At 63.8% G+C, this 12,600-nt stretch carries 8 protein-coding genes; 4 read left to right on the forward strand and 4 right to left on the reverse strand.

Annotation, left to right across the window (positions count from 1 at the left end; translation table 11 throughout):
- Nucleotides 1-484 precede the first annotated feature (484 nt).
- The 3 genes from KJQ96_RS28560 (at nt 485) to KJQ96_RS28570 (ending at nt 6,183) form a co-directional block, all read left to right on the forward strand.
- Nucleotides 485-1,696 (forward strand): efflux RND transporter periplasmic adaptor subunit, encoded by a 1,212-nt coding sequence (locus KJQ96_RS28560; protein WP_213289782.1) that lies wholly within the window; start codon nt 485-487, stop codon nt 1,694-1,696.
- Nucleotides 1,693-4,845, forward strand: coding sequence for an efflux RND transporter permease subunit (locus KJQ96_RS28565; protein ID WP_213289709.1), 3,153 nt, complete (start codon nt 1,693-1,695; stop codon nt 4,843-4,845). The genes KJQ96_RS28560 and KJQ96_RS28565 overlap by 4 nt, the downstream gene beginning before the upstream one ends.
- Before the next feature lie 144 nt (nt 4,846-4,989).
- Entirely contained in the window at nt 4,990-6,183 is a 1,194-nt protein-coding gene (locus KJQ96_RS28570) for an ABC transporter substrate-binding protein (RefSeq protein WP_213289710.1), read from the forward strand.
- A 170-nt stretch (nt 6,184-6,353) separates the two neighbouring features.
- Here KJQ96_RS28570 and KJQ96_RS28575 read toward each other — a convergent pair whose 3' ends face one another.
- The 4 genes from KJQ96_RS28575 to KJQ96_RS28590 are packed head-to-tail and all read right to left on the reverse strand — an operon-like array spanning nt 6,354 to nt 10,997.
- Entirely contained in the window at nt 6,354-6,746 is a 393-nt protein-coding gene (locus tag KJQ96_RS28575) for an MAPEG family protein (protein WP_213289711.1), read from the reverse strand.
- 30 nt (nt 6,747-6,776) lie between these two features.
- Nucleotides 6,777-7,862, reverse strand: coding sequence for a lipocalin-like domain-containing protein (locus KJQ96_RS28580; protein WP_213289712.1), 1,086 nt, complete (start codon nt 7,860-7,862; stop codon nt 6,777-6,779).
- A complete protein-coding gene (locus KJQ96_RS28585) occupies nt 7,852-10,314 on the reverse strand; it encodes an ABC transporter permease (RefSeq protein WP_213289713.1) in 2,463 nt (820 codons plus the stop codon). The genes KJQ96_RS28580 and KJQ96_RS28585 overlap by 11 nt, the downstream gene beginning before the upstream one ends.
- Nucleotides 10,311-10,997: an ABC transporter ATP-binding protein gene (locus tag KJQ96_RS28590; RefSeq protein ID WP_213289714.1), complete on the reverse strand. Its 687-nt coding sequence runs from the start codon at nt 10,995-10,997 to the stop codon at nt 10,311-10,313. Before KJQ96_RS28590 ends, KJQ96_RS28585 begins: the two co-directional genes overlap by 4 nt.
- Nucleotides 10,998-11,252: 255 nt before the next feature.
- Here KJQ96_RS28590 and KJQ96_RS28595 point away from each other — a divergent pair, with 255 nt between their 5' ends.
- Nucleotides 11,253-12,551: an MFS transporter gene (locus KJQ96_RS28595; RefSeq protein ID WP_213289715.1), complete on the forward strand. Its 1,299-nt coding sequence runs from the start codon at nt 11,253-11,255 to the stop codon at nt 12,549-12,551.
- Nucleotides 12,552-12,600: the final 49 nt, after the last annotated feature.

Below are 12,600 nucleotides of genomic sequence, written 5' to 3' on the forward strand. Positions count from 1 at the left end.
CCTTGTGGTGGGCCTTGCCGCAAGGTTAGCCGAGGAAATCAGCGACGTCATGCCCGGAGACGACGTTGCGTGGCGGCAGTCTCGCCCCGCAAGCGGTCGGCTCCCCCTTGCGGGGCTCGCGAAGCGAGAGCCCGGAATCCATCTCACCGTCGAAGATGCGGCCTGACGGATTTCGAGCTTGCACCAAGAGGCGCGCCGCGGAATGACGAGGGCGGGGCGAGGCGAGACGTCTTTGCACGATGTCACGTTTTCGTCATCAGGCGGCGATTAGCTGACCATTCGTCGCAACGGGTTCCGCTTTCATCGCAGTGCGAAAACGCGAAATCCGCGTTGCGAAGAGCGTTGACTACGTTGATGCATAACGATTGTGCTTGATCCCAGCCGGTTCTTGACGAGACTGGGAACCGATCACATCTGTGGCCTCCGCAACTAAGTTCCACGGCAAGCTTTTCCATCGATCAGGATGTTGAGAATGCAGGGGGAGATGGGATTGAGCACGACTGAGCCATTGAAACGTCCGGCTGCGGCAAGCCGTGATGGTCACTCACTTCGCGGTCTCAAATGGTTGCCCCCACTGCTTGCGCTTGCGCTGTCAGCCTGTGGCGACAAGCCGCCGCAACAGCCAGCGGCCGCGGCGCCATCGGTCACGGTCTCGCAGCCGGTGAAACGTACCGTCACCGATTGGGATGAATTCACCGGCCGCTTCGAGGCCATCCAGGAGGTCCAGGTTCGCGCCCGCGTCGGCGGTTTCGTGAAGAGCGTCGAATTCCGCGACGGAGCGATCGTGCGCGCGGGCGACCTGCTTTACGTGATTGACGCCCGTCCGTTCGAGGCGGTCGCCGAGCAGGCCGATGGCCAGTTGTCGGACGCACGCGCGAGGGCCGAACTCGCCAGGCGCGAACTCGACCGTGCGCTGACGTTGAACCAGACCCAGGCCGTATCCGACTCTATCGTGGACCAGCGCCGCCAGACCCTGCAGGCGGCGCGCGCCGCGGAGATGCAGGCCGAAGGCGCGCTCAAGGCCGCCAAGCTCAACATCGAATTCACCCATGTGATGGCGCCGATCACCGGCCGAGTCAGCCGCCATCTCGTGACGCCTGGCAATCTCGTGCAGGGCTCCGAGGGTGGCGCCACGCTGCTCACTTCGATCGTCTCGCTCGACCCGATCTACATCTATTTCGATGTCGACGAGGCGACTTACCTACGAAACAGCCGGCTCTGGTTCGAAGGCAAGCGGCCGAGCTCGCGCGACACGCCGAACCCGGTGCAGGTGACGCTGACCGGCGAAACCAAGCCCTCGCATGAGGGCAAGATGGATTTCCTCGACAACCGCCTGGACGTCTCGACCGGTACGCTGCGCAGCCGCGCCGTGATCCCGAACAAGGATCTCTCGATTCTTCCCGGCCAGTTCGGCCGCGTCCGGATCATCGGCAGTGCGCCTTATGAGGCGTTGCTGCTGCCTGATACGGCGATTGCGACCGACCAGTCGCGCAAGATCGTTTTCGTCGTCAAGGACGACAACACGGTCGAGGCGAAGCCGGTGACGCTCGGACCGCTCGATGAAGGCCTGCGCGTGATCCGTGAGGGCCTGAAGCCGGAAGACCGCGTCATTATCGACGGCCTGCAACGGGCGCGGGTGGGGGCAAAGGTCAGCCCGCAAACGGGTGAGATCAAGCCGGCCGGTGCCAAGACATGAATCTCGGCCGTCTCTCCATCAACCAGCCCATCCTGGCGATGGTGTTGTCGATCGTGCTGCTGATCGTCGGCGCGATCGCCTACACCACGCTGCCGGTCTCCGAGTATCCGCAAGTGGTGCCGCCGACGGTGACGGTCACCACGCAATATCCCGGCGCCTCCGCACAAACCGTGTCCGACACCGTTGCCGCTCCGATCGAGCAGGAGATCAACGGCGTCGAGGACATGTTGTATCTCTACAGCCAGGCCACCTCGAACGGGCAGTTGACGATCACGGTCACCTTTAAGCTCGGCACCGATCTCGACAAGGCCCAGGTGCTGGTGCAGAACCGCGTCGCGATCGCGCAGCCGCGGTTGCCCGAAGAGGTGCAGCGCAACGGCGTCATCACCCGCAAGAACAGTCCCGACATCCTGATGGTCGTGTTCATGCTGTCGCCGGACGACACGTTCGACCAGCTCTACATCTCCAACTACGCGCTGCTGCAGGTGCGCGACGAGTTGCTCCGGCTCGACGGCGTCGGCGACATTCAGATCTTCGGCGCGCGCGACTATTCGATGCGGCTGTGGCTCGACCCTGACAAGATCTCCACGCTCGGCCTGACCGCGGGCGAAGTGGTGGCGGCGATCCGCTCGCAAAACGTGCAGATCGCGGGCGGCCAGATCGCGGAACCGCCGATCGGCGACCGCGCCTTTTCGCCGAATCTCACCTTTACCGGCCGGCTGAAAGACCCGAAACAATTCGAGGAGATCGTGGTCAAGGCCGGCTCCGACGGGCGCACGGTCAAGCTGCGCGATGTCGCGCGGATCGAACTCGGTGCTTTGGCCTACTCGACCAACAGTTTTCTGCTGCGCAAATCCGCGGTCGCCATGCTGGTCACGCAGCGGCCGGGCTCGAATGCGCTGGCGACCGCCGAGAATATTTCCAAGACGATGGAGAAACTGAAGGCGAGCTTCCCGAAGGGGCTCGACTACAACATCGGCTACAACCCGACCGAATTCATCGCGCAGTCCGTCAGCGAGCTGATCAAGACGATCTACGAGGCGATGGCGCTGGTCGTCATCGTGGTGCTGGTATTTTTGCAGGGCTGGCGGCCGGCGATCATCCCGATCATGGCGATTCCGGTGTCGCTGGTCGGCACCTTTGCGGTGATGGCGGCGCTCGGGTTCTCGATCAACAATCTGACGCTGTTCGGCCTTGTGCTGGCGGTCGGCATCGTGGTCGACGACGCGATCGTGGTGGTCGAGAACGTCGAGCGCCACCTCGAACATGGCATGAGCCGGCGCGACGCCGCGCTCCGCACGATGCAGGAGGTCGGCAGCGCGCTGGTGTCGATCGCGCTGGTTCTGTGCGCCGTGTTCGTGCCGACCGCCTTCCTCGGCGGCATCTCCGGGCAGTTCTTCCAGCAGTTCGCCGTCACCATTGCGGTGGCGACCGCGATTTCCTGTTTCTGTTCGCTGACGCTGTCGCCTGCGCTGGCCTCGCTGATCCTGCAGCCGCACGAGGACAAAAGGCCGCCGGCCCGTTGGAATTTCATCGCCCGCGGCTGGGGCGCCTTTACCGGCATGTTCAATCGCGGCTTCGACCGGCTGGCACATGGCTATGCCAGCACGGCCGATTTCGTGATCCGGCATTCGGTGGTGATGTTGCTGGTGTACGTGGCGCTGATCGGCGGCGCCGGATGGCTGTTGATCACGACGCCGCAAGGCTTCATCCCGGCGCAGGACCGTGGCTACGTCATCGTCTCGGTACAATTGCCGGGCGCCGCCTCGCTGGCGCGAACGACCGAAGTGGTCAGGGAGATCGAAAAGATTGCGCTTGATACGCCGGGCGTCGTTCGCGCGCCGGCCTTCGCCGGCTTCTCGGGCGCGACCCGGACGCAGGCGAGCAACGCCGCGGCACTGTTTCCAGTATTTGATGATCCGGCGGCCAGGGCGAAGAAGGGACTTACGTCCACTTCGATCGCGAACGAACTACGCAAGCGGCTGGCGAACATCCAGGGTGCGTTCATCATCGTGATTCCGCCGCCCGCGGTGCCTGGTATCGGCACCGGCGGCGGCTTCACCATGCGCATCCAGGACCGCCAGGGCCGCGGCTCCGAAATGCTGGCAGCGGCAACCGACGAATTGATAGGCGCCGCGCGCAAGGCGCCCGGACTGACCCAGGTGTTCTCCACCTTTGCCGCCAACACGCCGCAACTGTTCGTCGACATCGACCGCGTCAAGGCACAGAAGCTCGGCGTGCCGATTGCGAACATCAACGATACGATCCAGACCTTTTTTGGCTCGTCCTATGTCAACGACTTCAACCTGTTCGGCCGCACCTACCGCGTCACGGCGCAGGCTGATCTGCCGTTCCGGAAGGAGACGTCCGATCTCGCACGCCTGCGCACCCGCAATGCTGCCGGCGACATGGTGATGCTCGGCAGCGTCGTGAGTTTCAGCGACATCTCCGGCCCCGACCGCGTCGCGCGCTATAATCTCTATCCCGCGTCCGAGCTGCAGGGTGACACGCTGCCGGGGACCAGTTCGGCGACCGCCATCGACACAATGAAGAAGCTCGCCGAGGAGACGCTGCCGAGCGGCTTCTCGTTCGAATGGACGGATTTGTCCTATCAGCAGGTCACCGGCGGCCAAGCCGGCCTGCTCGTGTTCCCGATCTGCGTGCTGTTCGTGTACTTGGTGCTGGCGGCGCAGTATGGCTCGTGGAGCCTGCCGTTCGCGGTCATCCTGATCGTGCCGATGTGCCTGCTCGCCGCCACCATCGGCGTGCGCATCATGGGACAGGACGTCAACATCCTGACCCAGATCGGCTTCGTGGTGCTGGTGGGGCTTGCGGCCAAGAACGCCATTCTCATTGTCGAGTTCGCGCGCGACATCGAGCTCGAGGGCAAGGCGCGGCTGGAGGCGGTGATCGAAGCCTGCCGGTTGCGGTTGCGACCGATCCTGATGACGTCATTCGCCTTCATCCTCGGCGTGCTGCCGCTGGTGATCTCGTCGGGCTCGGGCTCGGAGATGCGGCAGGCGGTGGGCGTCGCCGTGTTCTTCGGCATGATCGGCGTCACGCTATTCGGCCTGGTGTTCACGCCGATCTTCTACGTCATCGTGCGCAACCTCGCCGAGGGCAAGGGCAAGAAGCGCACGGCGGTGTGAATTCGCGCTCGTCACTCCCGGATGACGGCGCAGTTTCGATCAAAGTTCCCCAATACTTTTGGCTGATCTGAAATGGATGGGCACTCGCGGGGTTATTGAATAAAGTCGCGAGGTTCCTCTGACAAAGAATTCCTGGAGAAAAGAATGAAGTCGGGATTATTGGCCGCCGTTGCGGCAGTTGGTCTTTTGCTCGCCGCGCCGGCATCGGCGCAGGGCGTCAAGATCGGCATTCTGAACGACCAGTCCGGGGTCTACGCCGATTACGGCGGCAAGTGGTCGTTCGAAGCGGCCAAAATGGCGATCGAGGATTTCGGCGGCGAAGTGCTCGGCCACAAGATCGAGGTCATTTCCGCCGATCACCAGAACAAGCCGGATCTCGGCGTTGCCATCGCGCGGCGCTGGTATGAGGTTGAGGGCGTCGACATGATTACGGAGCTGACGACCTCCTCCGTCGCGCTCGCGATTCACGATCTCTCCAGGCAGATGAAGAAGATCGACATCGTCGTGGGTGCTGCGACCTCGCGCCTCACCGGCGACGCCTGCCAGCCTTACGGCTTTCACTGGGCCTACGACACCCACGCGCTCGCCTACGGCACCGGCGGCGCGCTGGTGGAATCCGGCGGCGATAGTTGGTTCTTCATGACCGCGGACTACGCCTTCGGCCATGCGCTGGAAAAGGACACCGGCGATTTCGTCAGGGCGAAGGGCGGCAAGGTGCTCGGCGCAGTCCGCATTCCCCTGAACTCGTCTGACTTCTCTTCCTTCCTGCTGCAGGCGCAAAGTTCGAAAGCCAAGATCATCGGCCTCGCCAATGCCGGCCTCGATACCACCAACTCGATCAAGCAGGCGGCGGAGTTCGGCATCGTCAAGAGCGGCCAGAAGCTCGCCGGCCTGTTGCTGACGCTTGCCGAAGTGCACGGCCTCGGCCTCGACGCCGCGCAGGGCCTGGTGCTGACCGAAGGCTACTACTGGGACCGCGACGCCAAGAGCCGCAACCTCGCCGAACGCTTCTTCAAGCGCACCGGCCGCATGCCGAACATGATTCAGGCCGGCACCTATTCGGCGACGCTGCAATACCTCAAGGCAGTCAAGGCCGCGGGCACCAAGGATACCGAGGCAGTGGCGAAGAAGTTGAAGGAGCTTCCGGTCGACGACGATTTTGCGCAAGGCGGCAAGGTGCTGGAAAACGGCCGCATGGTGCACGACCTCTATCTGTTCGAGGTCAAGAAGCCATCTGAATCGAAGAAGCCGTGGGATTACTACAAGCAGCTCGCCGTGGTGCCGGGCGACAAGGCTTTCCCGGCGGCAAAGGATTCCGGCTGCCCGCTGGTGAAGTAGGGTTTCTCTCCCTTTCCGTCGTCCCTGCGAAAGCAGGGACCCATAACCACGAAAGCATGTTGTTGAGGCCGGCTGGTGCTACAGCCGCGCGCAATACGAACATCGGTGGTTATGGGTCCCGGGTCGCGCTTCGCTTGCCCGGGACGACGTGAGGAGAGAGAAGCTGTCTATCACCCCTGCACCAACCGCCACACGATCGCGCCGAATGCGCCGAGCCACAGCGCGATCGTCGCCAGCGCCTGAGTCGCAAAGCCGGGGCTGCGTTGTGGGACCGACTTCGCGTAGCCAAATATATAGAGAATGCGGCCCATCACCCAAACCAGCCCCAGCGCAGCGGCGATGCCGTCGCTGATATAAATCGCGAACAGCCATAGCGCCGGCAAAAAGATCGGCAGCCATTCCAGCGTGTTCATCTGCGCGCGAAACACGCGCTCGAAATCTTCATTGCCCGAAATCGCCGGCAGCTTGACGCCGAATTTGCCGCGCGCCTGTGCCACACGAACGGACGAATAGAAGTAGACCAGGATCGCCAGCAAGCTGGCGAGAGCGGTGAGATGATACATCGCTGAAACTCCCCTTTTTCGTGCGCAGGCTTAATAGCCCGTCATTTCCAGATAGCCCACCCCCGTGTGGCTGCCTGCGAAGCGAATCGGGCCCTCCCAATAGGGGAAGCTCGTGCCCATCCAGCTCCGGGGATTAAGCGGCATGCACTCGATTCTGAGCGCCTTGCTTCGAACCTCGATGCGCCATGTGGTCGGAATTTTTCGCGTCCCAATCTCGGTGAACGCGAGCGGCGTCATGGCGATATCCGCGGAGGCGAGTTGCTCGGCCGTGCCGTCGGGCGCGATCCATTTGCCCGAGCCATAATGCTGGCCGTCGGTCTGGCGCATCCGGTACAGCATCAATTTGTCGCCCGCGTTGAAATGCAGCGAGAGCCAGTCCCATCCGCTTTGATCCGCGGCGAGCGGCTGGCTGCTCCACTCGCGATCGAGCCAGGCCATGCCGGTGACGTCGATGGGCTTGTCGTCAATGGTAAGGATGCCCGTCGCCGCATAATGCGGCTGGCTGTAGTAATAGGAGGCCTGTTCGCGTAGCGATTTGCGGCTGTAGCCGCCTTCGCCCTGCAGCACCAGCGGCCGATCCGCGTCCAGGCGCAGCGTGTAGCTGAACTCGGCGCCCGATGCTTTCAGTTCCAGCGGTGCGATATTGTCGTCATTCACGGAATCGAGGGCGCGCATCTCCCAGGCATCGATCCAGGCGTGAAACGGGTTGGCCTCGACGCCGGCCTGGCCGACACCGCCGCGCGCGAACGTCTGGCTGAAGCGATGGGTATCTTCGCGCGTGACGGCGGCGTGGCCCATCCATATCTGCTGGTTGGCCCAGCCCTGCTCCGGCCCGCCTGGTGCGATCGCCTGGCAAAACAGCGTCCATTGGGCGCCGTACGCTGCTCCGCGCACGTCGGTAAGATTGGCCGTCACATACCACCACTCGATGCGGAATTCCGGATGCGGCCCGTGATCGGCAGGAAAAGCAAATGTCCTGCCCGGCACGACGTGCGCAAATCCTTCCGCGCTTTCGCCAAGCCCGGCAAAGCCCTGCGCGAGTGCCTCGCCGCCGAATCCGGCGAGGAGCGCGCCGCCGATGAAACCGCGGCGGGTAATGAGGCCGCTACCGCTCATTGGCAAAGATCCTGATCAGGCTGCTCGGCTGCATGCGCGCCAGCCTGATGACGGGGAGCGCGGAAGCCGCAACCGCTGCCGCCATCGCGACGCCGGTGAGCCAGAGCAATTGCAGCGGAAAGACATGAAACGGTAACCGCCAGCCGAACGCCTTGACGTTGACGATCGCGAGCAGGCACCACGCGACCAGCAAACCCAGCGGAAGCGCAAAGATGGTGGTTATCAACGCCACCGAGGTCGTCTTCAACAGCTCGATGGCCGCGAGCCGCCGCCGCGGCACGCCGATCGCCCATAGCGGCGCCAGTTGCGGCAGGCGGGAATTGGCAAGCGTCAAGAGGCTCGTCAGCAGCGCCACGCCGGCGACGCCGAGCGTAAAGGCGTTCAGCGCCGCCGTGACCGAGAAAGTGCGGTTGAAGATCCGCGTCGATTCCGCCTTCATCGTCGCCTGGTCGACGACATTGCGACTATCGAGGCCGAACTTTCCCTGCAGGGCCGAGATCAACGCCGGGATCTTTGGCGGGGCAACCCGCAGTCCCATGCGCGTCAGCGGGATTTCCGGAAAGCGACGCGTCAGCGCGGCGAAGTTCACCGCGATCTGGCTCTTGGGGTTGCCGTAATCGGCATAGATGCCGACCACGTTGAGCGTCCAGTTTCCGCCTGACGCGGGCACTTCGATGCGGTCGCCAAGGGAGAGCTGCAGCCGTCGCGCCAGTTGTTCGCTGACAAGGGCCGCATCGCCAGGGCGAAGCTTGACCCAGGCATCCTCAGTCGATTGCAGCAGCGGCCAGTTGTCGCGATAGGTGGCGTGATCGGGCAGGCCCAGCACCTCGAGTGGCGCGCCCGCCAGTTGCGTATCGGCGCGGCCGCCGGGCAGGATCGCCTCGACCTCGGGGCGTTCGCGAAGCCACGCCTTGATCTCGCGTGCCTGCGCGTCATTGGCGGCGTTGACATAAATTTCTGCTGCCAGCCGCCCGTCCAGCCAGACCAGAAACGTGCGGGAAAAACTCTCGACCATGGTGGAGACGCCGACATTCACCGCCAATGCGAGCAACAGCGCCATCAAAGCGAGCGACAATCCCGACAATTGCTGGCGGCTGTCGGCCCAGAACCAGATTCCGAGCGGGGCTCGTGCATAGCGCTGGCCAAGCGACAGCACGATTTCCAGAAACATCGGCAGGATCAGCGCTGCGCCGAGCATCAATGCAGCGAGCACGGCAAAGCCCGAAATCAGAGAATCGCCAAACCACAGAAAGCCGGCGGCCGCCGCGAACGCCACGAGCGCCAGCGCGCTCTGGTAAAGGAGCCAGCGCCGCTGCGCCTGCTGCCAGGCGAAGGGCTGGGCGGTGGCGAGCAACGGCAGCCGCAGCGCCTTGGTGAGGCTGGCGGCGGCCGCTGCGAGCGCGCCCAAAATGCTGATGGCGATGCCCGCGATCCACCATTGCGGCTTGAGCGTGAGATGTCCCGGAATCTGCGCGCCATAGAGTCCGCGCAGCGATGCGGCGACGTCAGGCAGCAGCGAGCCGGCGATGAAGTAACCGCACACGAGTCCGATCAACCCCGCGACCAGCGCCAGCGACACCAGTTCAAGCACGAGCACGGCGTTCAGCATCCGCGCCGAGACACCGCAGGCGCGCAAGGTGCGTAAGGTCGGCAGCCGCTGCTCGAAGGCCAGCCCGATCGCCGAATTGACGATGAAGAGGCCGACAAAGAACGACAGCAACCCGAACGCGGTCAGGTTCAGGTGAAAACTGTCGGTGAGGCGTTCGAGGTCGGTCTCCGCATCGGCTTCGATTAGCCGAAGTTTGTCGCCGGCAACGCTTTCGAGCGGCGGGTGCCTCCCTGTCGGCTTGCCGATCAGGAGCCGCGAAAGCTGGTCCGGCATCTTCAGGAGGTTCTGCGCAATGCCGATGTCGACGACCAGCACGCCGGGCACCAGGTTCGGCTGCACGCGAAGCGGCGGCAGCGGTGCGCCGCCATCGCCTTTTGGGCGCGCGCCTTCCGCGAGCTTGAGGTCGGAAAGCGTTTCCGGCGCCACCAGCATCTCGCCCGGCGGCGTCATGAAGGATTGCAGGCCGGCTTTGCCGATCGTCGGCGCGTTGCCGACTTCGGCGGGCAGCGTAACGGGCTCGATGCCGAGCAGCCGGAACGACCGTCCCTCGAGCTGGATGCGGCCCTCCAGCACCGGCGAGACCGGCCAGCCGGCGCGGCGCAACTCGACAAAAAGTTCTTGCGGGAAAGTTACGCCGTTGCGGGCGACCAGCATGGCGGTGCGCGTACCGCCAAACATAGCGGCAGCGCGATCATAGGAGGTGCGCGCCTGCTGATTGAGCGCCTGCACGCCGCTCCACAGCGCGGTCGCCGAGATCAACCCGATCAGCAGGGTCGCCAACTGCATCGGGTGCCGCCGCCAATGGCTCAGCAGCACGGCCAGCGTCCACAGTGCGCGTTTCACGCGATCACCCCAGCATGGAGGTTGACCTGGCGGTCGAGCGTTGCTGCGAGCCGCGCGCTGTGCGTCACCAACAGAAAGCCGCAGCCGCTGCGCGTCACCAGGTCGCGCGCCAGCGCCAGTACTTCGTCCGCCGTGTCCTCGTCGAGATTGCCGGTCGGCTCGTCGGCGAGCAGCAATAGCGGCTTGACGGCCAATGCCCGGCCGATTGCGACGCGTTGTTGCTGACCGCCGGACAATTGCTCGGGATAGCGCTTCAGGAAGCGGCCGAGCCCGAGCCGCTCCACCAGTTCGTGGTGCCAGGCCGCATCGTGACGGCCGGCGATGCGAGACTGAAAAACGAGGTTGTCTTCCACGGTGAGGCTCGGGACCAGGTTGAATTGCTGAAACACCAGGCCGAGCCGGTCGCGGCGCATTTCCGCCCGCTCGGCATCGCTGAGTTCGGCGACTGAGGCATCCGCCAACCTGATCTCGCCGCCGTCGGCCGCATCGAGCCCGGCGATCAGGTGCAAGAGCGTGCTCTTGCCGCTGCCGGATTCGCCGGTGAGTGCGACGCTCTCACCGGCAGCGACCGTCAGGTTCACGCCGCGCAGCACCGCGACCTCTTCGCCGGCGGTGCGGTAGCTCTTGATCAGGCCGGTCACGTGCAGCACGGGGCCGGTCGCACTGGGATTGTATGTGGTCATGCGCGATGATGGACCGATCTGACCATGAAAATCCCCCGACGTGATGGCATGCAACATATCAGGGCACGCGTCCCCGATCACGGCCTCAATCGCGCCGCGCCGCGATCGTGATTCGGTTGTGGCGTGCGCCCGTCGCACTAACGGGCAGGTGCACGGCGGGCATTTGTGAAAAACGCGGTTGCCTTGCCCGCAAGGCGCCTTGTAGCATTGGAACCGGGCGATCCTACAGAGCCAGAAAAGATGGGGAAAGCAGCCATGACCGCGCAAGCGACGCCCAAGGGGGCGCCCAAGGGGACGCCCAAGGGCGCCTGGACAATCACCTTCTTGCTGTTTCTGTTCATGCTGGTGAACTTTGCCGACAAGATCGTTGTCGGGCTCGCCGGCGCGCCGATCATGGATGAGCTGAAGCTCTCGCCAGAACAGTTCGGTTTTCTCGGCTCCTCGTTCTTTTTCCTGTTTTCCATCTCGGCCATCGTCGTCGGCTTTATCGTCAACCGCGTCGACACCCGCTGGGTGCTGCTCGCGATGGCGGTGATCTGGTCGGTGGCGCAGTTTCCGATGGTCGGCACGGTCGGTTTCACGACGCTCGTGATCTGCCGCATCATCCTTGGTGCAGGGGAGGGGCCTGCGTTCGCGGTCGCGGCGCACGCGGTCTACAAGTGGTTTCCCGACGAAAAGCGGACGCTACCCACCGCGATCCTTTCGCAGGGCTCGGCGTTCGGAGTGATCCTCGCGGTGCCCGCACTGAACTGGATCATCGTTAATCATAGCTGGCACTATGCGTTCGGCGCGCTCGGCATCGTCGGCCTGATGTGGGCAGCGGCGTGGCTGGTCATGGGAAAGGAGGGGCCACTGGTTCACACCGTTACAACGGCTGCAACCGATCCGCGCGTTCCCTATCTCCAGCTTCTGACTTCGCGAACCTTTATCGGCTGCTGCGCCGCGACCTTTGGCGCCTATTGGGCGCTGTCGCTCGGGCTCACCTGGTTCACGCCATTCATTGTCAAGGGACTCGGCTTCTCGCAAAAAGATGCGGGCTGGATTTCGGTTTTGCCCTGGGTGTTCGGCGCGGCCATCGTGCTGCTGACGGGCTGGGTTTCGCAGGTGATGCTGACGCGCGGTTACACGACGCGCGGCGCTCGGGGTGTACTCGGTTCTGTGCCGCTGATCATCGGTGGGCTGATCCTCGCGGTGTTGCCCTATGTCAACGGCGCCGGATGGCAGATCGCATTCCTCGTCGTCGGCTCCGGGCTCTGCGGCTCGATCTATGTAGTCTGTCCGCCGATGCTCGGCGAATTCACCCCGGTGCAGCAGCGCGGCGCCGTGATCGCAATCTATGGCGCGATCTACACGCTGGCGGGAATGATCGCGCCGTTCGTGATGGGCGCCGTGATTCAGAATGCGGCGGTGCCGCTCGACGGCTACATGACCGGCTTCACCATCAACGCCGTGATCATGGCGGCGTCAGGGTTGCTCGGCCTGTTGCTGCTGTGGCCGAACACGGAACGCGCAAAGCTGATGGCGCAAGCCGCGGCACAACCGAAATTCGCGTGAGGCAATAACAAATCCATCGTCGTCCCTGCGAACGCAGGGACCCATAACC

Origin of the sequence: Bradyrhizobium sp. sGM-13 (assembly GCF_018398875.1) — a bacterium.
GTDB lineage: Bacteria > Pseudomonadota > Alphaproteobacteria > Rhizobiales > Xanthobacteraceae > Bradyrhizobium.